Raw genomic sequence first — 23,274 nt, 5'->3', positions numbered from 1 at the left:
TTCATCGACGGCCTCCGATCACTTGCGGCATGTAGGTGGGTGGCGCGAAGGGCTCCAGGCCGACGTCCTCACCGGGCGGCCCCTCGGCGATGAGCCGGGCGATGGCCTCCTGCTCGTCACCGCGCAACGGCTTCAGCGTCGCCGACAGCGAATCGAGCGCCCCGGCCCACGGCGACTCGGCCTCGCGCAGCGCCCGGCGCATGACCTCGATCCCGGCCCGATGCTCCTCGAGCAGCTCCTGCCCAGGAACCGGGTACGCGGAAGCGAATTCGAGCACCACGGCCAGATGATCGGACAGCTCCCCGTCCTCGAGCAGCAGCCCCGAGGCCCGGTACAGCTGCTTGAACCGCAGCAGCGCCATCCCGCGCTTGCGGGTGTCCCCGTACAGGAACCACGTGAGGTACGGGCTGAACCGCTTGCGATGGTCGAAGGTGTCCACGAACTCGATCGCCAGCTCCACCGGATCGGTGTTCTCCAGATGATTCAGCAGCGGCCGCAACGGCGCGCCGATCCCCGCCGGCAGCGTGGCCGCCGCCCGGCGCAGCATCGGCAGTGCGTCCAGCACACTCTCGTCGGGATAGGCGAGCAACAGCGATTGCACCTGAAACGCGCCCGCCCGCACGGACTCCGGCACCTTCACCGGCGATGCCTCCCGCCCTCGTCGCTCGGCATGAGTCCTTCGGGTGTACCGCGCCCGTCCCAGTTCAACAGGTTCACCCGACCGCTGCCCTCGACCCCGGCGTACGAGTCCGCGGTCTGCCGGTCCTGCAGCATCCGGAAGTTCTCCACCGCGATGGGCGTCGGCTGCCCCGAACTCTCGCCGAACGGCCCCGAGGTGATCATGCCCGGCCCGCCGTCGTAGTCCAGACTGCAGTCGGTCGCCAGTTCCTCGAGCCCGTGCGCCTGCTCGGCGTGCGCGGACGGAATGATGTACCGCTCTTCGTATTTGGCGATGGCGAGGAGCCGGTACATGTCGTACATCTCCTGCTCGCTCATCCCGACCCGCTCGGCGATCTCCGGCCGCGACTCGCGCCCGAGATTGATGTCGCGCATATAGCTGCGCATGGCGGCGAGCTTGCGCAGCACGTCGTTCACCGGTTCGGGATCCCCGGCGGTGAACAACTCCGCCAGGTACTCCACCGGAATCCGCAGCGCCTCGATGGCCGCGAACAGATTGCCGTGATCCTCCGCGTCGTGCCCGGTATCGCGCAGCGCGTCCACCACCGGCGACAGCGGCGGGATGTACCAGACCATCGGCACCGTGCGGTATTCCGGATGCAACGGCAACGCCACCCGGTACTTGCGGATCAGCGCGTACACCGGGGAATCCTGCGCCGCCCGCACCCAGTCGCGCGGCATGCCCGCCCGCTCGCAGGCCGCGATCACCTGCGGATCGAAGGGATCCAGAAACGCATCGCGTTGCGCGGCATAGAGATCCTTCTCGTCGGGCGTGGCCGCCACCTGCGCGACGGTGTCGGCGTCGTACAGCATGACCCCGATGTACCGCAGCCGCCCGACGCAGGTTTCCGCGCACACCGTCGGCAGCCCGACCTCGAGCCGCGGGAAGCAGAACGTACATTTCTCGGCCTTGCCCGTGCGGTGATTGAAGAACACCTTCTTGTACGGGCAGCCCGAGACGCACATCCGCCAGCCGCGGCACCGATCCTGATCGACCAGGACGATGCCGTCCTCTTCCCGCTTGTAGATCGCCCCCGACGGGCACGAGGCCGCGCATGCCGGATTGAGGCAGTGCTCGCAGATCCGCGGCAGATAGAACATGAAGGTCTGATCGAACTCGAACTTCACCTTGTCCCCGACCTTCTTCAGGATCGGATCGGACTGCGCGAGTTCGGGTGCGCCACCGAGATTGTCGTCCCAGTTGGCCGACCAGGTGATCTTCGTGTCCTTACCGCTGATCAGCGACCTGGGCCGCGCCACCGGGGTGTTCTGCTGCACCGGCGCGGTCGTGAGCGTCTCGTAGTCGTAGGTCCACGGCTCGTAGTAGTCGGCCAGCTCGGGCAGGATCGGATTGTCGAAGATGGTGAACAGCTTGTGCATCCGCCCGCCGCCGCGCAGCTTCAACCGGCCCTTGTGATCCAGCGACCACCCGCCGCGCCACTTGTCCTGATCCTCGTACGTGCGCGGATACCCCTGTCCGGGACGGGTTTCCACATTGTTGAACCACACGTACTCCACGCCCGCGCGATTGGTCCACGTCTGCTTGCACGTGACCGAGCAGGTGTGGCACCCGATGCATTTATCGAGGTTCATCACCATTGCCATCTGTGCCATGGGCTTCATCGGTAGCGAACCTCCTGGCTGCGACGGCGGATGACCGTCACTTCGTCGCGCTGGTTACCGGTCGGGCCGAGATAGTTGAAGGCGAACGAGAGCTGCGCGTAGCCGCCGATGAGATGGGTCGGCTTGATGAGCAGGCGGGTCAGCGAATTGTGAATGCCGCCGCGCTTTCCCGAGGTTTCCGCGAGCGGGACGTCGATGAGCCGATCCTGCGCGTGATGCATGTACACCGTGCCTTCGGGCATGCGGTGCGAGACCACCGCGCGGGCCACCACCACGCCGTTGCGGTTGACCGCCTCGATCCAGTCGTTGTCCGAGATCGAGAGTTTCGCGGCGTCCAGGTTCGACATCCAGATGGTCGGACCACCGCGCGAGAGGCTCAGCATGAACAGGTTGTCCTGGTACTCCGAGTGAATCGACCACTTGGAGTGCGGGGTCAGATACCGCAGGGTCAAACCCTGCGCGTCCTGCGACCCCAGCGGCGGTTCGGCGAACAGCGCGGTCATGTTCAGCGGCGGCCGGTACACCGGCAGCCCCTCCCCGACCTCCTGCATCCAATCGTGGTCCAGGTAGAAGTGTTGCCGCCCGGTGAGCGTGTGCCAGGGCTTGTGCCGCTCCACGTTCAGCGTGAACGGCGAGTACCGCCGGCCCCCGCTCTCCGACCCCGACCACTCCGGGGAGGTGATGACCGGAACCGGCGCGCGCTGGGTGTCCGCGAAGGTGACCTGCTTGCCCTCGTGCTCGGCGGCCAGATCGGCGAGCGCGGTGCCGGTGCGCTGTTCCAGGGTGCGGAAGCCCTGGGTCGCCAGGTGCCCGTTGGTGGTGCCCGAGAGCGCCAGAATCGCCTCGCAGGCGTCGACATCGCGCGCGAGCGAGGGCCGCCCGTCGGCCGGGCCGCCGTGCACGATGCCGTTGTGCCTGCCGAGATAGTCGATCTCGCGCTCGACCCGGTAGGTGATGCCCTTGGTGGTCGCGCCGAGCGTGTCCAGGAGCGGGCCGATGGCGCGCATCTTGGCGTGGACCGCGGGGTAATCGCGTTCGACGACCGTCAGCCGCGGCATGGTCACGCCCGGAATCGGTTCGCACTCACCGGCTTTCCAGTCCCGGACCACACCGTGCGGAGTGGCCATCTGGTCGGGGGTGTCGTGCAGCAGCGGGGTGGCGACCAGATCCTTGCGCACGCCCAGGTGCCGGGCGGCCTGCCTGCTGAACTCTTTGCCGATGGTCATGAACGCGTCCCAGTCCGTGCGCGTCTGCCACGGCGGGGCGATGGCCGGACTGAAGGAGTGCACGAACGGGTGCATGTCCGTCGAGGACAGGTCGTGTTTCTCGTACCAGGTGGCCGCGGGCAACACCACGTCGGAGAACATGGTGGTGCTGGTCATCCGGAAGTCCAGGGTGAGCAGCAGATCGAGCTTGCCGGTCGGGGCCTGATCGCGCCAGCGCACCTCGACGGGCCGCGAACCCGACGGAGCCTCCTCCGCGCGCAGCGAGGAGTCCGCGCCCAGCAGGTGCTTGAGGAAGTACTCGTTGCCCTTGGCCGAGGAACCCAGCAGGTTCGAACGCCAGATGGTCAGCACCCGCGGGAAATTCTGCGGATCGTCCGGGTCCTCGCAGGCGAAACCCAATTCCCCCGACTTCAGCTGCGCCACAATGTGATCGGCGGGCGCGACCCCGGCGGCCTCGGCCTCGTCCACCAGATCGAGCGGATTACGGTCGAAGGTCGGGAACGAGGGCATCCACCCCATCCGCGCGGTCTGCGCGAGCAGATCCGCGGTGGAGCGCCCGGTGAATTTGCCGTTGCCCGCGGTGGTGGTGAGCGCGTCGGCGCTGAACGGGTCGTAGCGGAACTGATCGGTGTGCAGGTACCAGTACGCGGTCTGGATCATCTGGCGCGGCGGGCGCGTCCAGTCCAGGGCGTTGGCGACCTGCGCCCAGCCGGTGACCGGACGGCACTTCTCCTGTCCGACATAGTGTGCCCAGCCGCCGCCGTTCACGCCCTGACAGCCGGTGAGGGTGGTCAGCACCAGGAACGTGCGGTAGATGGTGTCGGAGTGGAACCAGTGGTTGGTGCCGGCGCCGAGGATGATCATCGACCGGCCGCGCGATTCGGCTGCGTTGGTGGCGAATTCGCGTCCGATGCGGGCGGCGACCTCGGGTGCGACGCCGGTGATCGCCTCCTGCCAGGCGGGGGTGCCGGGCTGGGTGGCATCGTCGTAGCCGGTGGGCCATTCCCCCGGCAACCCCGGGCGGTGCACGCCGTACTGCGCGAGCATGAGATCGAAGACGGTCGTGACCAGATGCCCGCCGACCGTGCGCACCGGGACCCCGCGCCGCAGCTCCGCCGCCGAGCCGTCGCCGGTGTCGAAGCGCGGCAGGGTCACCGGCACCGACCGCTCGCCGTCCATACTCAGCAGTGGCTCGACGTCGCCGAGTTGCAGATTCCACTTACCCGCGCCCTCGTCGCCGTAGCGGAAGCCCAGGGAACCGTTGGGCAGCACCGGTTTTCCGGCGCCGTCCAGGAAGATGGTCTTGAACGCCGCGTTGGGTTCGCCCGCGAACTCGGGCAGGTCGGCTGCGGTCAGGAACTTGCCGGGGCGGAAGCCGTTCGCGGTCTCCTCGACCCGGATCAGGAACGGCAGATCGGTGTAGCGGCGCACGTACTGCTGGAAATACGGCACCTGCTGCTCGATGAAGAACTCGCGCAGCAGCACGTGTCCCATGGCGAAGGCCAGCGCACCGTCGGTGCCCGGATGCGGGGCGACCCATTCGTCGGCGAACTTGACGCTGTCGGCGTAGTCCGGGGCGATGGAGACGACCTTCTGCCCGCGGTAGCGCGCCTCGGCCATCCAGTGCGCGTCCGGGGTGCGGGTCACCGGAACGTTGGAGCCCCACATGATGAGATAGCCCGCGTCCCACCAGTCCCCGGATTCGGGCACGTCGGTCTGGTCGCCGAACACCTGCGGCGAGGCCACCGGCAGATCGGCGTAGAAGTCGTAGAACGAGAGCATGGCCCCGCCGATCAGGGACATGAACCGCGAGCCCGCCGCGAAGGAGGTCATGGACATGGCCGGAATCGGCGAGAACCCGGCGATGCGGTCCGGCCCGAACCGCTTGACCGTGTGCACGTGTGCCGCCGCGATCAACTCGACCGCCTCGTCCCAGCTCGCGCGGACCAGGCCGCCGCGCCCGCGCACGCTCTTGTAGCGGCGCGAGAGCTCGGGGTCCGACACGATCGATTCCCAGGCGAGCACCGGATCACCGAAGCGCTTCTTGGCCTCTCGGTACATCTCCAGCAACACACCCCGGACGTACGGGTAGCGCACCCGGGTCGGCGAGTAGGTGTACCAGGAGAAGGCCGCGCCGCGCGGGCAGCCGCGGGGTTCGTACTCGGGGCGGTCGGGTCCGGTCGAGGGGTAGTCGGTCGCCTGGGTCTCCCAGGTGATGATGCCGTCCTTGACGAAAACCTTCCATGAGCAGGAGCCGGTGCAGTTGACCCCGTGCGTCGAGCGCACCACCTTGTCGTGCGACCAGCGGTCGCGGTAGAAGTCGTCGGCCTCGCGCCCGCCGTGGAGGTACTCGCTGCGCAGGTCCGGCGACATCTCGGTGCGCGTGAAGAATCTCCTGGACTTGATGAGAGCCTCGGTCAGTTCGCCGTCCAGCGCATAACCGCTGTTCCGCGCCATCGAACCCGCCTTCCCACGATGACCGCCGACGTCACCGCCGCACGATCGGCCACTCGAGCACACGACTAGGCAGACCGTACCGGCAAATATTCGGCAATCAGGGAATTTCGGGTCGACCGAGGGTCGGTGGCGTACCTCGTCGAATCAGTTCGAGACCGGCTCTGCCACGCCGCGTTCCACGCGGGCGGCGGCCACCAACTCGCTCGCGCCGACCAGGATCGTCAGCAGCCCCACCGTGACGGCGAACGCGGTGTCGGACCGGAACGGCCCCACCGCGACGACCATGCCCGCCGCCGCGGTCGCCAGCCCCACGCCTTCCTGCACGCCCGAGCCGACGTACTCGTTCGACCAGGCCGCGACGATCGCCAGCACGACGCCCCGGATCATCCACCCCATGCCGATCCACAGCGCCAGCAGCAGCACCCACTGCCCGCTGTCGAAGCACCAGATGGCCAGCAGCAGCGCGACCGCGCCGCTGAGCGCCTCGATCACCTTGAGCCCGGTCGGGATCTGCGCGCCGAAGGCCACGATGAACTGTGCCGCGGCCGACCCGAGCAGAATCAACGCGGCCAGCACCCCCATGGCCACCTCGGACTTGTTGGGCCACACCGTGAGTGCCACCCCCGTGGCGATGGTGCAGATCCCACTGATGATCAGCGCTTGCCAAGCCCAGTCGGCAAACACGGCGGTACGCCCCTCGATCCGATTGGTGGGCATAGATCAATGGTATGACCGATTAGTCCAGTTGGTCGGAGGTCCGGGAATCCCGCACGTCGGTCGGCGGGCCCGCGGCGTGTCACCGCGATCCGTCCGCATCCGCGACCGTCCGCAGCGACCTGAGCGTCACGACGGTGAGTGCGGCCGTGATCGCCGCGCACACTAGCGCGGTGAGGTTGAGGCCGTTGGTGAATGCCTCCCGGGCCGCGGCGAGAACGGCGTCGCCGAGGATCGGCGGCAGGTTCGCCGCGGCGGCGTCGGCCGCCGCGAGCGAATCCACCACTTCCGCAGGCACGTTCGGCAGCGCGGCCGAGGACATCTCGGACCGGTACACCGTGGCCCCGGCGACGCCGAGCACGGCGATACCGGCGGCGACACCGAACTCCATACCGGTCTCGGACATGGCGGCCGCCGAACCCGCTCGCTCCGGCGGGGTGGTTCCGATGACCAGATCGGTGCCGAGCACCATGAGGGGGCTGATACCGGCGTACACCAGGACGAAACCCGTTATCAGCAGCGGCAGGCCGCCGACGGCGTCGACGAACGCGAGGGTCAGATAGCCGGATGTCGCCAGCGCCAGCGCGGCGGCGATGACGACTCGCGGTGTCGTCCTGCGCACGATGATCGGTGTCAGCGTCGACGCGAGAATCAGCGCGCCGGCGGGCGGCAGCAAACAGAGTCCCGCCGCCAGCGGCGTCAGGCCGCGCACCAACTGCAGGTACTGCGTGATGAACAGATAGCTGCCGCCGACGGTTCCGAGGCCGAAGAGCAGAATCAGCAGTGCCGCACGGAAAGTCGGGTCGGCGAACAACCGCAGCTCCAGCAGTGGAGACACGAGTGCGCGTTGCCTGCGCACGAACGCCACGCCGAATCCGGCGCCGACCAGGATCGACACCGCGGGCACGACGGACAACCCGGTTTCGGCCGCCTTCTTGATGCCGAAGATGAGGGGCAGGATCGTCAGCAGACTCAGCAGCACACTGGGCACGTCGATGCCACCGGCGTCGGCATCGCGATACTCCGGCAGCAGTATCGGCGCCGTGACAAGCAGTAGCGCCATGATCGGCACGGCGAGCAGGAACACCGAACCCCACCAGAACGACTCGAGCATGAGCCCCCCGATGATCGGGCCCACGGCCATACCGGCGGACATGCAGGTCGCCCATACTCCGATGGCCATCGTGCGCTGACCGGCGTCGCGGAACATATTGCTGATCAACGCGAGTGTGGACGGCATCAAGGTCGCACCCGTGATCCCCAGCAGCGCGCGAGCGAGGATCAGCAGCAGCGGGCTGGTGGCGAAGGCTGCGAGTACCGACGCCGCGGCGAACCCGCTCGCGCCGAGCATCAGGAGTCTGCGCCTGCCGACGCGATCACCGACCGTGCCCATGGTGATCAGGAAACCCGCGATCATGAAGCCGTAGATGTCGGCGATCCACAGCAGTTCGATTCCGGTGGGCCGCAGATCCGCCGTCAGGTGCGGTACGGCCAGATAGAGGACGGTGACGTCCATAGCGAGCAACAGAGTGGGCAGCGTGAGCACCGCGAGGCCGAGCCATTCGCGAAGGCCCGCTGCGGATTCGACCGTTCGGTGGCCGGACAGGGACTGGGAATCGGACATGCCGCTACGCTAAAGTCTCACATCAATGTGAGAGTCAAGTAGTCGCGGAGGTGCGGTGCGGATCGGGGCATTGCAGCGGCGCACCGGGGTGAGCCCGCGCCTGCTGCGCTACTACGAGGAACAGGGACTGCTGCACCCGTACCGGCACCCGTCGGGATATCGCGAATACACCGAATCCGACGTCGACACCGTGCTCAACATCCGCAACCTGCTCGCCGCCGGGCTGTCCACGACGACGATCGCCGACCTGCTCCCCTGCATGTCCACCGGCGACGGACAGCTCATCGCGGACTGCCCGGAGCTGCTGGTCGATCTCTATCGCGAACGTGACCGCATCACCGCGAACATTCGTGACCTGGAGACGGCTCGCAACGCCCTCGACACGGTAATCGCTACCGCGCCAATCGAAGTCGTGAACGCGGTCGAGCGGTCGAGCGCCTGACCGCGCGCGCGGACGATCGAACCGGCCATGCCGATCAGGTGGTGGGATCGGCGAGGAAGTGGACGACCTCCCAGAGGTGTCCATCCGGGTCCGCGAAATATCCCGCGTAGATTCCCCACGGGCGTTCCAGGGGTGCGCGGACGATCGTGCCGCCCGCCTCCTGTGCTCGCCGCAGTGCCTCGTCGACCGCGTCGCGGCTGTCGACGAAGTAGCCCAGGCTCATCGGCGAACCCGCGATCCGGTCGAGGGCGACGCCGGCGTCCTTCGCGAGGTCGGACCGCGAATAGAGCGACAGGATCAGGCCGTTCGGCAGCGTGAACATCGCGACCGCGCCACCCGGATTGTCTTGGTCGCCTTCGTATTCGGTGCCGATGATGCCGGGGGACGTCAGTCCCAGACCCGCGCGGTAGAAGTTCAGCGAACGCGCCAGATCCGCTACGCCGAGGGTGATGGCGCCGATGTTGGCTGTCATGTGCGGTTCCTCCATCCGACTGTCGGGATTGCTGTCAACCAGGAAACGCCGGGCACGACCGGAAGTCTTGAACATATCGGACGTGCGGTCGTGCCCACCCTCGGGTGATCGACCGCGCGGTCGATCACCGGTCGAACTACTGATCCGCCCCGAGACTCGCCTTGGCCGTCTCGTAGTCCCCGGTCGGCGCGGCCTCGTCCTTGGTATAGATGAGGTGCAGCACGCCCGTGGTGAAGGTCGCCGAGGAGAGCAGTTTCAACGGCAGCGTGGTGTCGCGATCCTCGAACAGCCGCAGCCCCTTGCCCACCACGATCGGATGCACCAGCAGGTGCAGCTCGTCCAGCAGCCCGAACTCGAGCAGCTGACGAACAACCGAGACCGAGCCGCTCATGGCGATGTCGCCGCCGGGCTCGTTCTTGAGCGCGGTCACCGCCTCCCGGAGGTCACCCTTCAGCACCTCGGAGTTCCGCCAGGTGAGTTCCAGATCCTGGTGCGTGACAACGATTTTGCGGGCATCACCGAACGACTTGGCCATGGCCGCGTCCTCGCCCCCCGCGTGCTCGCGCTCCGGCCACGCCGCCGCGAACCCCTCGTAGGTCTCCCGCCCGAGCAGCAGGGTGTCGGCGGTCCCCATCTGCGCGCCGACCGCCGCCCCCATCTCGTCGTTGAAGTACGGAAAGTGCCAGTCCTGCGGGTCCGCGACGACGCCGTCGACGGCTGCGAACAGTCCAGCGGTGATCTTCCTCATTGCCAGCTCCTGGGTCGGTTGTTCCTGTGTTGCCTGATCTGACGAACCGGCGCGCGAAAACTCATCGGTCCCCGTGCCGGCTCGTGCCGGAGCTGGTGAACGCCGAGGGGCTCGGGGAGGAACCCCGCTACACGGCGGTGCGGAGTTAGGATTGCCTAATTCGCATCCGGATCGGGAGGACCTTTGTCGAAATACGTTGCCGCCTTTGACCATTTGATCCACTGGGTCGATGACATCGACGCTGCTATGGCGTCCTACGAGGCCCTCGGGCTGCCGACGCACGCGGCCCTCACCATGCCCGGGTTTCGCAACGGCGCCTGGTCCGTCGACGACGAGCGCTACGTCGAACTCGCGGTGGTCGACGACTGGGAGGCGGTGGGGAGCTCCAAGTACGCGGGGAGTCTGGAGATCCTCCGGCCCGCGATCGAGGCGCTGCCCGGGCCCGGGCTCTTGACGTTCGCCGTCGACGTGCCGGACGCGCGGGCCGTCGCGGCCCGGCTGCGCGCGGACGGCCGCGACGTGGACGACATCGAGGTGCGGTTCGAAGACCGCAACGTGGGGTTCGTCGAAGTGTTCGTACGTGACGCGCCTTCCCACTTCCCGTTCTTCATCACCTACGACCCGCCGCGCGCCGAGCTCGCCCGCATGCGCGCCGAGCACCGCGCGGCCGCCGGAATCTCCTCCGACGGCCGCTCCGATCTGGTCGCCCTCCTCGTTCGCAGTCCCGAGCCCGAAGCCGAGGCGAAGCTGCTCGCGGACTTCACCGGCGGCACCGCGGACGGAACGACCGTGGCCCTTCCCGGCGCTGAAGTTCGTTTCGAGAAGGGCTCTCCCGCCGGCCTTTACGGAATCGTGGTGCGGGGGCTCGGCCGACCTGCGGAAGTGTTCGAGGTAGCTGGGATGACCATCGCCGTCGAGAGCTGACGCGGGCCCGACGACTGCGGGGATCGACCGATTGCGGCGGTAGCGCGGCGACCCGTCAACGTGGGCGCCCGCGCTCAGGCGAGGCGGTCGAGGTGTACGCAGGTGCGACGCCGCAATCCCCTCTGCCGCGAGGCTTGCCGCCACCTCTATCAGGACGGTTCCGGAGTGACCGCCGTCCCCGGTCGCAGGCGAGTCAGCACATCCAGTAGTAGTTCGAGGGCGGTTGGGTTGCCGTCCAGGGTGATTCGGCCACCGGTCACCGCCGCCGCGAGATCGAGGTCGCCGCGTGTGAGGTCGATGATCGCGGCGAGGTCTGTGGTGAGGGTGGCGTCCGCCGCGCCGGCGGGGACGCCCGGGGTGACGATCGCGTCGCCGTCGCGCAGGTCCAGGCGCGCGGTGGAATCCTCGATGTGGAACTGATACGTGGCGTACTTGCCCGCGATGGCGGCCGGGTCGATCAGCTCGGCCAGGAACACCAGGGTCCACTCCGCGCGGTAGATCTCGGCCGGTTCGCGGGTGTGTTCGAGCTGATGGCGCATTCCCCAGATCGCCAGTGGCACAAGGGCCCGGGCGAGCTCGTGGCCGATCTCGGTGAGTTCGTAGACCTGCGAGGCGGCCGGCGGGGGCAGTCGGCGGTGGGTGACCACGCCGTCCTGCTCGAGCTGTTTGACGCGGTTCGCCAGCAGGGTCGTCCCGATGCCGGGGAGGGCTTCACCGAGGTCGGTGTAGCGCTTGGGACCGGACATGAGCTCGCGCACGATGAGCAGCGTCCAGCGCTCGCCGACGAGATCAAGGCTGCGGGACAGGCCGCAGTACTGGCCGTAGGTACGCCGGGTCATGCGGTGACTCTAACTTCTCGTCGACATTACTAACAAAACAAGTAGTTCATGCTATCGATTCTTATGTTACGGTCGCCGCATACGTTCGAACCGAGGAGTGATCGTGACCATCGACCTTGCGGAATCGACTGTGCTCGAATCGATTACGGACAGCTCTCTGGCGGAGGTCCGGCACCGCTTCGTGACGCTCGACGGACTGCGGATCCACTACGCCGAGGCCGGATCCGGCGACCCGCTGATCCTGCTGCACGGCTGGCCGCAGCACTGGTGGGAGTGGCGGCACCTCATCGGCCCACTCGCACAGCGGTATCGGGTGATCTGTCCCGACGTCCGCGGCCTCGGCTGGTCCGAGGGATCGGGCTCCGGATACGGGTTCGAACGGCTCGCCCGCGACGTCGTGGATCTGATGGACGCGCTGGACATCCCGCGCGCCCGGCTCGTGGGCCGGGACTGGGGACTGGTCACGGGATATCGCGCCTGCCTGAACTGGCCCGAACGGTTCGAGCAGTTCGTCGCCATGGCCGGCATACATCCCTGGTGCCTGGACGGAGTTTCCGCGCCGGTGTTCTACCGGCCGTGGCACATCTATCTGCTCGCCGCGCTCGGCACTTCGAACCCGCTCTATCTCCGACTGACCGAGCGGTGCCTGCGCGCCTGGCGGCACGAGGGCCGCTTCACCACCGAGGAGACCGAGACGTACCTGCGGAGAATGCGCACCCCGGCGGCCCACGCCGCCACGGTCACGTTCAACCGCAGCGTCATTCGCCGCGAGGTCCCCGAATTCGCCCGCCACTACCGGCTCCTGCGCCTGCGCGTCCCCACCCTGCACCTCAACGGCGCACGCGACCCGCTCAGCGCAGGCGTCCCGCACTCCTACCGCGACTACGCCGACGACATGACCCTCGAACTCGTCCCCGACTGCGGCCATTTCATCCCCGAGGAACAACCGGCCTGGCTCCTGAACCGCTTGCACGCCTTCTTCGACACGGCGGACGGCACTCCCCCGAATCCACACGATTGACCCGGGAACGGGAGAGAACCGCGCCAAGTATCGATACTGCCGAGACGCCGTATCGGTCGGCTCGGCCGGGCCACAGGGATGACAGCTCGCAGATCTGGTTGGCCCGGAAACACTTTCGCCACCAGTTGCTACGTGATTGGGGCGCGACTCCCACTGTCGCCACCACATCGAGTAGCGCCCCCGGCCCTATCGGTCAACGCATCTCGATCCTGTCGACGGCGTCGCCGTAGGCGTGCGCCGAGGTGTCGCAGGCCGCCACGAAGTCACCCGGGAACCCGAGTTCGAAGGGCGCCGCCGCTTCCAGCGTTCGGACCGCCTCCGGGGACAGGGTCAGGGCGGTCGCGGACAGGTTCTCGGCCAACTGCTTCGCGGTGCTCACGCCGACGATGGGGAGTACCGCGCGGGAGTGGTGCCGGGTCCAGGCGAGGGCTACATGGGCCGGGGGTACGCCGAGGTCGGCGGCCACCTCGGTGACCGCGGTGGCGGTCGCCAGGTCGTGGCCGGTCAGGGTCGACGGATCCGAGCGGTTGCCCGCGACGCCGGTCAGCCTGCCCTGGGCCAGCGGGGCCCAGGCGGTCACGCTCAGGCCGAACGCCTCGGCCATCGGCAGCAGTTCGCGTTCGGCATCGCGCTGCAGCAGGTTGTACGGCACCTGCAACCCCGCGAACTCGGTCCAGCCGCGGAGTTCGGCGATCGTATTCGCTTGCGCCACAACCCAGGCCGGGGCGTCGGAGATGCCGATGTGCAGGATCTTGCCCGCGCGCACCATATCGTCCAGCGCGCGCAGGGTCTCCTGGATCGGGGTGCGCTGATCCCACACGTGCACCCAGTACACGTCCAGGTAGTCGGTGCGCAGGCGGCGCAGACTCTGCTCCAGCGACGCCACGAGATTCTTGCGGTGATTGCCCCCGGCATTGGGATCGCGCGCGTCCCTCGTCAGGGTGTATTTGCTGCCGATCACGAACCGGTCCCGGTCGGTGATCGTCGCGCCGAGCACCTCTTCGCTGGTGCCGTAGGCGGAGGCCGTATCGAGGAAGTTGCCGCCCGCCTCGGCGAAAACCTCCAGTACCCGGCGTGTTTCGCTCTCCTCGCGCAAGGCCATGGTCCCCAGGACGAGTTCGGACACCCGCAGCCCGGTCCGGCCGAATAGTCGGTATCGCATCATGGTGAGCAGTCTGCGTCAGACGGCCGAGCGTAGGGAGGCCGTGCCAGTGCCTCCATAAGGCTCAGGCACTCACATTCCTGCGCCGATACAGCCTGCGCCGCTGGAACGTACGCGCGGTCAGCGACGAGCCGAGCCCGTGCAGCACCACACTGCCCGACACGGTCAGCACCATGATCGTCAGCGCCAGATCGGCGTCCCTGTCGTCCTGCAACTGGTTGAAAGCCAGCAGCGCGAACACGATCGACGTCGTCCCGCGCGGCCCGAGCCCGCCGATGAGCAGCCCCTCGATCCGGGTGAGCCCGGACCCGATGAGCGAGAGCATGACCGGCACGATCCTGATCACCGTCAGCACCGCCGCGCTGAACAGCCACAGCCGCCAATCCCCCACCTCGCCCACGATGTACACCGCGACCACACCGAACACGAACCACATCACGATGGTCAGCAGGAACCCGACGTCGTCGATCAATTCGAGCTCCCGCAGATGCTGCTCCCGCTTGCGGAAGCGGTGCAGCGCCAGCCCGCACACGAACGCCGCCACGAAGCCGTTGCCGCCGATCTGCGTGGACAGCGCGTAGGTCAGCAGCGGCGCCGCGACCAGAATCATCCGCTTCGCCTGCGCGTTCATGAGATTGGCGCTGTCGGACCGATTACTCAGACCCGCGAGCACGGCCCCGACCAGCACACCCACCGCGATCGCCTTGAGCGCGGCGGGCACCGCGGTGCCCAGCGCCTGCGCCGGCGACTGCTGCTGGGACACGTCACCGGCCAGGATCAGCGCGAAAATGATGATGGGCGAGACGATTCCGTCGTTGTAGCCGCTCTCCACGTTCAAGATGTCGCGTACCCGCGTCGGGAGCCGCCCGTCCCGCAGAATGGCGGTGGCGGGCGCGAAGTCGATGGGCACCACCACGCAGGCCACGACCAGCCACATCGCCCAGCCGTAGTCCGGGAGCACCAGCAAACCCAATCCGACCGCCGCCGCCAGGCTCAGCGGCATGGCGATGAGCAGCAGCCGCAGCGACGCGCCCGGGTTGCGCCCCAGCAACCCGCCGCGCACCTCGACCGCGTCCACGAACAGCAGGACCGCGAGCACGATCTCCGCGGTATGCAGCGCCACACTCGTATTGAGCGCCGAGCCGATGTTCTCGCGCGTGGACAGACCCACCAGCGCGCCGGCGGCCACGACCACCACCGCGGGACCGATACGCCACGTATCCAGCTTGGCGGCCAGCAACGCCCACACGATGATGGTGGCGGTCACGGCGAGTATGGAAGCAACCATTCGGTTATCTTGTCAGGCGCGATATCCGACCGCGCGGCGAGTTCGCCACGGCACGCCGCCGAGGTGATCAACGGATTCGCGAAGGACAGCGCGATCGCCGAGAGCTACACGGGCACGACCTGATCGGGCCCACCCACCGACATCGCCAAGGCGGTATCCAGCCACGACAGGGCCGTGGCCGAGGTGATCGGTGCACCCAGCAACTCACCGGTCAAACTCCAGTACCGGTCGACCCGGCCGCCGACGGGGCCGATCAGCAACCGCCGCCGCAACTCCGGCGTGTCCGCCACACCGCGGGCTCGGGCGTGCGCGTCCACGAAACGATCGAGTTCGACACCGGGCCGGGGCGCTACTCCCTCTGCCACTCGCGAACCCGCTGCCACGCACGCGTCGGCCACCCCGACGAGCAGTCCGCGCCGGTCCCGGATCCGGAACGGCTCCTGCCGCCACAGCTGCTGCTTGAGCTGTGCACGCACCACCGGATCAGACACCGCCACAACGAGTTCGGCGTAGCCGACGAGCTGCGCAGGGCTCGGCTCACCCTCCGGAACCGGCACGTTCATCGACAGAAACGCCTCGAGCAGATCCGGCGGCAGGGCGCCGAGCGCACCCCGCCAGAACCCGATCAGCGTCTCGCGCGCGATCCGTCGATCCGCGACGGCGGCAAGCAGTTCCAGGCGCACCGCACGCTCGACCGGCCCGGCGCACTCGACCGCCACCAGCGCCGCACGCCGCCACGCCAGCGCGTCGAGTTCGATATCGAGCGCGGCCCGCTCGGCGGCCAGTACGTCGTCGATTGATCGTTCCCCCGCGAGCACCTCGGCGATGACGGCCAGCCCGAGCCCCAGCGCCCGCAGCCGGCGGATCGACCGCAGCCGCTCCACCGCGGCCGCGGTCTCGAAGGTCCGGTGCCCGCCGCCGGTCCGGTCGGCGTCGAGAAGCCCGCTGTCGCAATAGAACCGGATCGTGCGCACCGGCACACCCGTCAGCTCCGACAGCTCGCCGATACTAGCGCGCCGCGTGTGCTGGATCGCTGTCACTTGAACCTCCACCCCGGTGGAGTTTCTACGGTACCGGCACCCTACAGACGAGGAGCCGCCTCATGAGCACCCAACCCGCCCCCGCCGAAGACATCTGGCGTGCCGTCGCCACCGAGCGCACGACACTGCTCGCCATGCTCGAGCCACTGACCGAAGCCGATTGGCAGCATCGCAGCCTGTGCGCGGACTGGCGCGTCCGCGATGTGGTCGCCCACCTCATCCTGAGCGCCGAACTCCGGCTCCCCCGGCTCATCCGGGAACTGATCCGGGCGCGCGGGGACATCCACCGCGCGATCCGGGTCAGCTCCATCGAGCACGCCGAGCCGCACTCGACCGCCGAATTGCTCGCCCAGCTCCGCGATTCCATTCCCGCGCGCGTCACTCCGCCGGGCACCGCGCCTATCGACCGGCTCATGGATCTGGTGGTCCACGCCCAGGACATCGCGATCCCGCTGGGCATCGAGCATCCCGTGCCCGAGTTCGCGGGCAGGCTCGCGCTCGAACACGTCTGGGGCATGCGGGATTTCCGCGCCGAGCGCCGATTCGCGGGCCGCCGCCTGATCGCCACCGACCTGGACTGGGCCGCGGGATCCGGAGCCGAGACCAAAGGTTCCGCGATCGAGCTGCTCATGCTGGTGACCGGGCGAACGACCGGCTAGCCGTCGCCGAGCGGGGGCCTCGACCATCGAGGCCCCACCCGCGATCGAGCCGCTAGCGGAGCTTGCGCAGGAACTCCCGCAGATCGGAGACCAGCAGATCCGGGGTCTCCATCGACGCGAAATGCCCGCCCCGATCGAACTCCGACCACCGCGTCACGGTGTTCTGCTTCTCGGCGATCCCGCGAATCGTGGCATTGCCGGGGAACACCGCGACCGCGGTCGGCACACCCGAGTTCGGCAGATCCGCGCCCCACTGCTGAGACTCCTTGTACAGCCGCATCGAGGAGCCGATCGTGTTGGTGAACCACAGCACCGAGATATTGGTCAGCAGCATGTCACGATCGATCGCCTCGTCCGGCGTCGACTTCGAGGGATCCACATAGGTTTTCACCACGTCCAGCACCCAGGCCAGCAGACCGGCGGGCGAATCGGCCACCGCCGGGGCCAGGGTCTGCGGGCGCGTGGAGTGTATCCCCGCGTAGCCCGAGGTGTCCTGACTGCTCCAGTCGGACAGGGCCGCGATCTTCTCCTGATCGGCGGCGCTGTACCCGGAACTGTCGTCGTCCCAGGACGGGATGGTGATCGGATCGTTCAGGTGCACGCCCACCACGTGCTCGGCGTCGATCCGGCCCAGGTTCGGCGCGACGAACGACCCGGCGTCCCCGCCCTGCGCGGCATAGCGGTCGTAGCCGAGCTCGGCCATGAGCTTCGCGATCAGCTCGGCGCTGCGCTCGGTGCTCGCCTGCCCCGGCTGCCGCGTCGGGCCGGAGAACCCGAAGCCGGGCAGCGTCGGAATGACAAGGTGGAAAGCGTCTTCCGGATCGCCGCCATGCGCCCGCGGGTCGGTCAGCGGGCCGATCACCTCGGTGAAATCGGCGAACGGCCAGCCGTGCACCAGCACCAGCGGCAGCGCGTTCGGCTCGGGCGAGCGCACGTGCAGGAAGTGCAGGCGCTGCCCGTCGATCTCGGTGACGAACTGCGGATGCCGATTCCACGCCGCTTCGTGCGCGCGCCAGTCGTATTCGGTCCGCCAGTACTCGGCGAGCTCGCGGACATAGGCCGTCGGAATGCCGTAGCTCCACTCCACGCCCGGCAGTTCATCCGGCCACCGCGTGTTCGCGAGGCGCGCGTGCAGATCATCGATCACATCGGCGGGAATATCGATCTGGAAGGGTTCGGGATTCGTCATGCTTCCACGGTAGAAACCGCTTAGGCCAGCTTCTGTCCTAATCAGCGCGCATTCTGGAACCATGCTCGAAACCTCCGCGCGGCTGCTGCGCCTGCTGTCGCTGCTGCAAACCCATCGTGAATGGTCCGGCGCCGACCTGGCAGACAGGCTCGGGGTCAGCGGGCGCACGGTCCGCCGCGACGTGGACCGGCTCCGCGAACTCGGCTACCCGGTCGACGCCGTGCAGGGTACCGCCGGATACCGCCTCGGCGCGGGCAGCGCCCTGCCGCCGCTGCTGCTCGACGACGAGGAGGCCCTGGCGGTGGCGGTCGGACTGCGCACCACCACCGGTGGCACCGTCACCGGCATCGAGGAAGCCTCGCTGCGCGCGCTCGCCAAACTCGAACAGGTGATGCCCTCGCGGCTGCGGCACCGGCTACAGGCCCTGCAGCGCACGGTCGTTCGCGTGGAACCGGGAACCGGCCGGGTCGAACCCGACGCCCTGCTCGCCATCTCCGACGCCTGCCACCGCCGCGAACGCCTGCGCTTCGACTACACCAATCACGGTGGCGGGCAATCGATCAAGGAGGTCGAACCGCACGCGCTGGTGAACTTCAACCGGCACTGGTACCTCGTCGCCTGGGACGTCGCCGCCGGGGATTGGCGCACCTACCGCGTCGATCGCCTGCGCCCCCGCATCCCCACCGGTCCCCGCTTCCCACCCCGCGATCCACCCGACGGCGACGTGGTCGCGTTTCTCTCACACCGGCTCTCCTCGGGCACCTGGCCGTTCCGCGCCACCGTCACCCTGCACCGCTCGGCAACCGAACTCGCTGACCGCATCTGGGCCGGAATGGGCGTGCTCGAGGCCGTCGACGAACACAGCTGCCTGCTGCACGTCGGGGCGGACTCGCCCTGGGCGCTGTCCTGGATGATCACGTCCATAGACACCGATTTCACCGTCACCGAACCCCCAGAACTGGTCGAACAGATCCGGAATCTGGCCCGGCGCTGCACCGATGCGACCCCTCCGGTGAATCCGGCCGTGTCACAGTGACGTTCGCGGCCGGGCGGATATCACCCGGAATTCGGATTGAGAACGCGAACTCCGGGTACGCCCGGGGGCAGAAGGAAGTCCGGCCGGTGCCGGGCTGACCGGCATCAACACAGTCGCCCATTGTCGAAAAGGTAAGCCGCGATGCAGAACATCGCCGAGCGGATTCGCCTGTCGGCCATCCAGGTGTGGTGGTCGGCCCGCGATGCCGCGTTCATCGCCAGGTCCGAACAGTTTCCCGCGCTGAGCCATGCCAACGCGTCCTCGTCGCTGGCCGCGGTCGACGGCTTGATCGACAAGATCTGCCGCGCCGCCGCGCACGACTCCGCGCCACCCGAGCGCGAGTACCGCCCGGGATAGGGTTCCGGAATTCGGACGCGCGGCTCCGCCCGCCGATCCGCGCGGCATAAGCTGAGGGGCAAGCGTTTCCGGCCGCTGCCCCGAGCGGCCCGCGCGAAGGGATCGACGTCGTGACCATCGTCCACCCACCCGGGCCCCGGCTGCCCAGCATCGTCCAGACGGTGATGTACGCGAAGTGGCGCGGCACGCTGCTCACCCGGGCCCAGCGGCGGTACGGCGACGTGTTCGGCCTGCGCCTCGTCCCGCCCTTCGGGCGCCGCGTCGTCGTGTTCTCCAGGCCCGAGCACATTCGGGAGATCTTCGCCGCCGACCCCGCCGATCTGCATGCCGGCGAGGGCAATCGGCTGCTCGTTTTCGTCATGGGCGAACATTCGCTGCTGCTCACAGACGAAGCCGAACACGCCCGCGCCCGGCGCCTGCTCATGCCCGCCTTCGCCGGATCCGCCCTGCGCGGCTACCGCACGCTGGTCGAAGCCATCGCCAAGACCCATATCGACCGCTGGGCGGGCGAAACCCGGGTACACGCGCTGGACCGGATGAACGATCTGACGCTCGATGTCATCATGCAGGTGGTGTTCGGCATGACCGACGAGGACCGTCGCGCGGCCCTCGCACCCCGATTGCGGCGCATCGTGAACCTCAATCCCATCGTGTTCTTCGGCTGGAAGTACCCGCGCCTGCAGCGCATCGGCCCATGGAAACGGTTCCGGGACAATCAGATCGCGATGGACGACCTGCTCTACCGCGAGATCACGCAGCGCCGGGCCAACCCCGAGGTGGCACAGCGGGTCGACGTGCTGTCGCGGCTGCTGGCCTTCGGCTCCGGCGAGAACGCCGCCGACGCGCCGCTCTCCGATGCCGAACTGCGCGATCAACTCGTCACGCTGCTGCTGGCCGGGCACGAGACCACCGCCTCGGCCCTGGCGTGGGTCTGTCATGAACTCGCCGCCGACCCCGCGGTGCAGGAATCGGCGCGCACCGCCGCGCTCGCGGGCGACGACAAATACCTGGAGGCGGTCCTGAAGGAGGCCATGCGCCTGCGCACCGTCATCGCGGCCACCGGCCGCAGGCTCACCCGCGACATGACCATCGGCGGCGTGGATCTCCCCCGCGGCACGATCGTGTCCACCTCGATCCTGCTCGCGCACGCCCGCACCGGAAGCTTCCCCGACGCCGCCCGCTTCCGCCCCGAACGGTTCCTGGACGGGACCGTGGCCTCGAACACCTGGCTGCCGTTCGGTGGTGGTGTGCGCCGCTGCATCGGCGCGGGCTTCTCGCTCATGGAGGGCACGGTCATCCTGCGCGAGCTGCTGACCCGCTACCGGCTGTCGCTGCCGGCGGGCGTGACCGGCGAGCGCGCCCGCATCCGCAACATCACCCATGTGCCCGCGCACGGTGCGCCGGTGCTCCTGACCGCGCTCTGACGGGGGCGGCGAGCGACAGGCGCGCTGGGTCTCGAGACCACGTCGAGGCCGCCCGCGACGTCATAACCGGCGCGCCGGCCCGCCGGGAGCGTATCGGGGGCTGCGACATCCGAAGCCGGTTCGGCTTTTCGCCGCGGCCCGAACCGACCTGAACCGCGGCTCACGCTCGGCGGCGACCTGATTCATCCGCCCGCACGAACGCCGCGCACTCGTCGCATTCGGCGATCACCGGGTGACCGCACTCGCCGACGTGCGCGAGAAAGCGGTCGGTGGCCCGCAGCAGCGCGATCTGCTCCCGCACCTCGGCGCGCTTGGCGGCGATGAGGGCGACCCGCTCGTCGTGCCCGCTGAGGCCGAGCCGGCGAATCTGAGCCAGCGACAGTCCCGTTCGCTGGAGCCTCCGAATCAAGCGGACGACATCGAGGGTCGGCTCGTCGTACCCGCGATGACCCGCGGAATCGCGCGGCGGCCGCAGCAGGCCGACCGACTCCCAATGCCGCAGCACGTGCGCTTCCATGCCGAGCAGCGCCGCGGCGTCACCGATCTTCAACAGCGTCGAGGTGGTCATCGCTTCGCCCCTTTACTTCACGTCGACCTTAAGTAATACCGTGCATCGTCCGCCGCGGCCGCGAGGCCCGGAATCAGGCGGTGAATGGAGATTCAGCACATGTCCGACCCGGTTCATTCCCCCGGCCTTCTCGAATGCTGCAGCGCCGTAGCCGGTCTGGTGCGCGGCGCGGTCCGGCCCCGCCCGCGCGACGAGCGGTTCCTGCGGTCGATCACCGACGCCGGCCTGCCCACGCCGCGCGCCACCGTGCGGGTGACCGCGCTCGAGCAGGTTCCGCGCAGCGTGCCCACGGCCGCCATCGTCGAGGGCGTCCACACCCCGCGGCGAATCACCAACGCGCTCACCACCTTCCTGGTGCGGCACCCGAGTGCGGTGTTCCTGGTGGATCCGAGCGTGTGCCTGGACGCCGAAACCCGGGCCATCGCCCAGCTCCCGGCGATCCTGCGCGCGGTGGTGCGCCCGCCCGCCAGCACCCTGGTCACCGTCACCGCGCTCGCGAACGAACCCACCCTGCCCGCACCGGATTTCGCGCTGCCCACCCACGCGCACTGGGACCACGTTTGCGGCCTGCTCGACCTGCCGGGCCTGCCCGTGCACCTGCATCGGCCCGAATTCGACTGGGTCACCGCCGGATCGGTCGCCCCGGTCGGCGGCGTCCGCGACTCGCTAATCGATCGCCCCGTCGAGCTGTACGACCTGGACGGCCCGCCCGTGCTGACGTTCACCCGCAGCCGGGACGTCTTCGGCGACGGCAGCGTCGTCCTGGTCGATCTGCCCGGTCACACGCCGGGCAGCGTCGGCGTCCTCGCGCACACCGAGCGCGGCTGGGTGCTGCTGGCCGGTGACGCGGCCTGGCACACGCTGCAGATCTCGGAGATCCGCCAGAAGTCCGGCTTCCCGGGCAAACTCGTGGATCACGATCGCGACCTCGCGTTCCGGACCCTGCACCGACTGCACCTCGCGCGGCACGCGGCGACCGTCGTGCCGACCCACGACCACGCGGCCACTGTCACCCTCGGGACTGATTCGGAAGCCGGCGCGCACCCAGTAGCGTGATGCCATGGACGTCACGGTTCGCCCGGCACTCGCTTCGGATATCCCGACCATGGGCAAGGTATTGGGGATCGCCTTCTCCGACGATCCCGTCTTCACCTGGCTCATCCCCGACGACAAGGTGCGCGCCCGGCGCGCGGCACTGATGTTCGAGGCCCTCATCAGGCATCAGTTCTTCGCCACCGGCGGCGCCGAGGTGGCGCTCGACGACAACGGGGTACTGGTCGGGGTGGCGGTCTGGGCTCCGCCCGGCAAATGGAGCTCGAGCGGGCTGGCGTCGCTGCGCATCCTGCCGGGGCTGGCGCGTGCGCTGCGGGGCAAGCTGGCACAGGGTGGCCGGATGGCCGAGGCCATGGCCGAGCATCACCCGAAGGAGCCGCACTGGTACCTGGCCTTCATCGGCACGCTGCCCAGCGCGCGCGGGCGGGGTTTCGGTCAGGCGCTGCTCAATTCCCGGCTCGATCGCTGTGACGCCGAAGGCGCGCCCGCGTACCTGGAGTCCAGCAAGCCCGACAATGTGCCCTACTACGAGCGGTTCGGGTTCGAGAAGACCGGGGAACTGGACGTCACCCAGGGCGGGCCGCTGATGTGGCCCATGTGGCGCGATCCGCGCTGATCAGCGGCGCGGGGGGGGGGGGACCCGGCACCCACCCCCCCCAAGCACCGCCCCCCCCCCCCCCCCCCCCCCGCTAAAAAAAGCACACCACAGCCCCCCCCCACCGGCCCCCGG

Annotated in this window: 22 protein-coding genes; 9 read left to right on the top strand and 13 right to left on the bottom strand. The window is 68.6% G+C overall.

The window, feature by feature from the left end; translation table 11 throughout:
- Window position 1 precedes the first annotated feature (1 nt).
- The 5 genes from narJ to ACWIGI_RS22475 all read right to left on the bottom strand — a co-directional run bounded on the left by narJ (window position 2) and on the right by ACWIGI_RS22475 (window position 8,322).
- Window positions 2–640 carry a nitrate reductase molybdenum cofactor assembly chaperone gene (gene narJ / locus ACWIGI_RS22495; RefSeq protein ID WP_454204396.1) on the bottom strand — a complete coding sequence of 213 codons (639 nt, stop codon included), beginning with the start codon at window positions 638–640 and terminating at the stop codon, window positions 2–4.
- The gene (gene narH, locus ACWIGI_RS22490) at window positions 637–2,301 is read right to left on the bottom strand and encodes a nitrate reductase subunit beta (RefSeq protein WP_454204395.1); all 1,665 of its coding nucleotides are present in this window, start codon (window positions 2,299–2,301) and stop codon (window positions 637–639) included. Before narH ends, narJ begins: the two co-directional genes overlap by 4 nt.
- Entirely contained in the window at window positions 2,298–5,984 is a 3,687-nt protein-coding gene (locus ACWIGI_RS22485) for a nitrate reductase subunit alpha (protein WP_454204394.1), read from the bottom strand. The genes narH and ACWIGI_RS22485 overlap by 4 nt, the downstream gene beginning before the upstream one ends.
- A 144-nt stretch (window positions 5,985–6,128) precedes the next feature.
- On the bottom strand, window positions 6,129–6,701 hold the full coding sequence (locus tag ACWIGI_RS22480) for a DUF308 domain-containing protein (protein ID WP_454204393.1): 573 nt from the start codon (window positions 6,699–6,701) through the stop codon (window positions 6,129–6,131).
- Window positions 6,702–6,780: 79 nt separating this feature from the next.
- Complete coding sequence (locus ACWIGI_RS22475) at window positions 6,781–8,322, bottom strand: MFS transporter (RefSeq protein ID WP_454204392.1); 1,542 nt, start codon at window positions 8,320–8,322, stop codon at window positions 6,781–6,783.
- 55 nt (window positions 8,323–8,377) lie between these two features.
- Here ACWIGI_RS22475 and ACWIGI_RS22470 point away from each other — a divergent pair, with 55 nt between their 5' ends.
- A complete protein-coding gene (locus ACWIGI_RS22470; RefSeq protein WP_454204391.1) occupies window positions 8,378–8,764 on the top strand; it encodes a MerR family transcriptional regulator in 387 nt (128 codons plus the stop codon).
- Window positions 8,765–8,798: 34 nt separating this feature from the next.
- Here ACWIGI_RS22470 and ACWIGI_RS22465 read toward each other — a convergent pair whose 3' ends face one another.
- Entirely contained in the window at window positions 8,799–9,236 is a 438-nt protein-coding gene (locus ACWIGI_RS22465; protein WP_454204390.1) for a VOC family protein, read from the bottom strand.
- Window positions 9,237–9,372: 136 nt separating this feature from the next.
- Window positions 9,373–9,984 carry a dihydrofolate reductase family protein gene (locus tag ACWIGI_RS22460; RefSeq protein ID WP_454204389.1) on the bottom strand — a complete coding sequence of 204 codons (612 nt, stop codon included), beginning with the start codon at window positions 9,982–9,984 and terminating at the stop codon, window positions 9,373–9,375.
- A gap of 183 nt (window positions 9,985–10,167) precedes the next feature.
- Here ACWIGI_RS22460 and ACWIGI_RS22455 point away from each other — a divergent pair, with 183 nt between their 5' ends.
- Window positions 10,168–10,908, top strand: coding sequence for a VOC family protein (locus ACWIGI_RS22455; RefSeq protein ID WP_454204388.1), 741 nt, complete (start codon window positions 10,168–10,170; stop codon window positions 10,906–10,908).
- Window positions 10,909–11,057: 149 nt separating this feature from the next.
- Here the strand turns inward: ACWIGI_RS22455 and ACWIGI_RS22450 are convergent, their stop codons facing one another.
- The gene (locus tag ACWIGI_RS22450; protein ID WP_454204387.1) at window positions 11,058–11,747 is read right to left on the bottom strand and encodes a winged helix-turn-helix transcriptional regulator; all 690 of its coding nucleotides are present in this window, start codon (window positions 11,745–11,747) and stop codon (window positions 11,058–11,060) included.
- 103 nt (window positions 11,748–11,850) lie between these two features.
- On the opposite strand from ACWIGI_RS22450, the gene ACWIGI_RS22445 reads away from it, so the two are divergent.
- Window positions 11,851–12,768: an alpha/beta fold hydrolase gene (locus ACWIGI_RS22445; RefSeq protein ID WP_454204386.1), complete on the top strand. Its 918-nt coding sequence runs from the start codon at window positions 11,851–11,853 to the stop codon at window positions 12,766–12,768.
- 193 nt (window positions 12,769–12,961) lie between these two features.
- Here the strand turns inward: ACWIGI_RS22445 and ACWIGI_RS22440 are convergent, their stop codons facing one another.
- The 3 genes from ACWIGI_RS22440 to ACWIGI_RS22430 form a co-directional block, all read right to left on the bottom strand.
- Entirely contained in the window at window positions 12,962–13,933 is a 972-nt protein-coding gene (locus tag ACWIGI_RS22440) for an aldo/keto reductase (protein ID WP_454204385.1), read from the bottom strand.
- A 61-nt stretch (window positions 13,934–13,994) separates the two neighbouring features.
- On the bottom strand, window positions 13,995–15,218 hold the full coding sequence (locus ACWIGI_RS22435; RefSeq protein WP_454204384.1) for a cation:proton antiporter: 1,224 nt from the start codon (window positions 15,216–15,218) through the stop codon (window positions 13,995–13,997).
- A gap of 104 nt (window positions 15,219–15,322) precedes the next feature.
- A complete protein-coding gene (locus ACWIGI_RS22430) occupies window positions 15,323–16,258 on the bottom strand; it encodes a MerR family transcriptional regulator (protein ID WP_454204383.1) in 936 nt (311 codons plus the stop codon).
- Between the two features lie 62 nt (window positions 16,259–16,320).
- Here ACWIGI_RS22430 and ACWIGI_RS22425 point away from each other — a divergent pair, with 62 nt between their 5' ends.
- On the top strand, window positions 16,321–16,917 hold the full coding sequence (locus ACWIGI_RS22425) for a maleylpyruvate isomerase family mycothiol-dependent enzyme (protein ID WP_454204382.1): 597 nt from the start codon (window positions 16,321–16,323) through the stop codon (window positions 16,915–16,917).
- 52 nt (window positions 16,918–16,969) lie between these two features.
- Here the strand turns inward: ACWIGI_RS22425 and ACWIGI_RS22420 are convergent, their stop codons facing one another.
- Window positions 16,970–18,106, bottom strand: coding sequence for an epoxide hydrolase family protein (locus ACWIGI_RS22420; RefSeq protein WP_454204381.1), 1,137 nt, complete (start codon window positions 18,104–18,106; stop codon window positions 16,970–16,972).
- Between the two features lie 61 nt (window positions 18,107–18,167).
- On the opposite strand from ACWIGI_RS22420, the gene ACWIGI_RS22415 reads away from it, so the two are divergent.
- The 3 genes from ACWIGI_RS22415 (at window position 18,168) to ACWIGI_RS22405 (ending at window position 20,923) form a co-directional block, all read left to right on the top strand.
- A complete protein-coding gene (locus ACWIGI_RS22415) occupies window positions 18,168–19,142 on the top strand; it encodes a helix-turn-helix transcriptional regulator (RefSeq protein WP_454204380.1) in 975 nt (324 codons plus the stop codon).
- Window positions 19,143–19,283: 141 nt separating this feature from the next.
- On the top strand, window positions 19,284–19,499 hold the full coding sequence (locus ACWIGI_RS22410; RefSeq protein WP_454204379.1) for a hypothetical protein: 216 nt from the start codon (window positions 19,284–19,286) through the stop codon (window positions 19,497–19,499).
- 110 nt (window positions 19,500–19,609) lie between these two features.
- Complete coding sequence (locus ACWIGI_RS22405) at window positions 19,610–20,923, top strand: cytochrome P450 (protein WP_454204378.1); 1,314 nt, start codon at window positions 19,610–19,612, stop codon at window positions 20,921–20,923.
- Between the two features lie 160 nt (window positions 20,924–21,083).
- Here the strand turns inward: ACWIGI_RS22405 and ACWIGI_RS22400 are convergent, their stop codons facing one another.
- The gene (locus ACWIGI_RS22400; protein ID WP_454204377.1) at window positions 21,084–21,491 is read right to left on the bottom strand and encodes a MerR family transcriptional regulator; all 408 of its coding nucleotides are present in this window, start codon (window positions 21,489–21,491) and stop codon (window positions 21,084–21,086) included.
- A gap of 99 nt (window positions 21,492–21,590) precedes the next feature.
- Here ACWIGI_RS22400 and ACWIGI_RS22395 point away from each other — a divergent pair, with 99 nt between their 5' ends.
- Both ACWIGI_RS22395 and ACWIGI_RS22390 read left to right on the top strand, forming a co-directional pair.
- On the top strand, window positions 21,591–22,547 hold the full coding sequence (locus ACWIGI_RS22395) for an MBL fold metallo-hydrolase (RefSeq protein ID WP_454204376.1): 957 nt from the start codon (window positions 21,591–21,593) through the stop codon (window positions 22,545–22,547).
- Between the two features lie 4 nt (window positions 22,548–22,551).
- Window positions 22,552–23,160, top strand: a complete 609-nt coding sequence (locus ACWIGI_RS22390; protein ID WP_454204375.1) for a GNAT family N-acetyltransferase — start codon at window positions 22,552–22,554, stop codon at window positions 23,158–23,160.
- Window positions 23,161–23,274: the final 114 nt, after the last annotated feature.

Source organism: Nocardia sp. NPDC055321, assembly GCF_053645575.1.
The sequence above is the reverse complement of the archived record's forward strand: the minus strand, read 5'-3'. Positions and strand labels throughout refer to the sequence as shown.

Bases quoted from the DNA above. Each gene is read 5' to 3' on its own strand.
- narH (WP_454204395.1), bottom strand. From the start codon at position 2,301: ATGAAGCCCATGGCACAGATGGCAATGGTGATGAACCTCGATAAATGC.
- ACWIGI_RS22485 (WP_454204394.1), bottom strand. From the start codon at position 5,984: ATGGCGCGGAACAGCGGTTATGCGCTGGACGGCGAACTGACCGAGGCT.
- ACWIGI_RS22480 (WP_454204393.1), bottom strand. From the start codon at position 6,701: ATGCCCACCAATCGGATCGAGGGGCGTACCGCCGTGTTTGCCGACTGG.
- ACWIGI_RS22475 (WP_454204392.1), bottom strand. From the start codon at position 8,322: ATGTCCGATTCCCAGTCCCTGTCCGGCCACCGAACGGTCGAATCCGCA.
- ACWIGI_RS22465 (WP_454204390.1), bottom strand. From the start codon at position 9,236: ATGACAGCCAACATCGGCGCCATCACCCTCGGCGTAGCGGATCTGGCG.
- ACWIGI_RS22460 (WP_454204389.1), bottom strand. From the start codon at position 9,984: ATGAGGAAGATCACCGCTGGACTGTTCGCAGCCGTCGACGGCGTCGTC.
- ACWIGI_RS22450 (WP_454204387.1), bottom strand. From the start codon at position 11,747: ATGACCCGGCGTACCTACGGCCAGTACTGCGGCCTGTCCCGCAGCCTT.
- ACWIGI_RS22440 (WP_454204385.1), bottom strand. From the start codon at position 13,933: ATGATGCGATACCGACTATTCGGCCGGACCGGGCTGCGGGTGTCCGAA.
- ACWIGI_RS22435 (WP_454204384.1), bottom strand. From the start codon at position 15,218: ATGGTTGCTTCCATACTCGCCGTGACCGCCACCATCATCGTGTGGGCG.
- ACWIGI_RS22425 (WP_454204382.1), top strand. From the start codon at position 16,321: ATGAGCACCCAACCCGCCCCCGCCGAAGACATCTGGCGTGCCGTCGCC.
- ACWIGI_RS22420 (WP_454204381.1), bottom strand. From the start codon at position 18,106: ATGACGAATCCCGAACCCTTCCAGATCGATATTCCCGCCGATGTGATC.
- ACWIGI_RS22415 (WP_454204380.1), top strand. From the start codon at position 18,168: ATGCTCGAAACCTCCGCGCGGCTGCTGCGCCTGCTGTCGCTGCTGCAA.
- ACWIGI_RS22410 (WP_454204379.1), top strand. From the start codon at position 19,284: ATGCAGAACATCGCCGAGCGGATTCGCCTGTCGGCCATCCAGGTGTGG.
- ACWIGI_RS22400 (WP_454204377.1), bottom strand. From the start codon at position 21,491: ATGACCACCTCGACGCTGTTGAAGATCGGTGACGCCGCGGCGCTGCTC.
- ACWIGI_RS22395 (WP_454204376.1), top strand. From the start codon at position 21,591: ATGTCCGACCCGGTTCATTCCCCCGGCCTTCTCGAATGCTGCAGCGCC.
- ACWIGI_RS22390 (WP_454204375.1), top strand. From the start codon at position 22,552: ATGGACGTCACGGTTCGCCCGGCACTCGCTTCGGATATCCCGACCATG.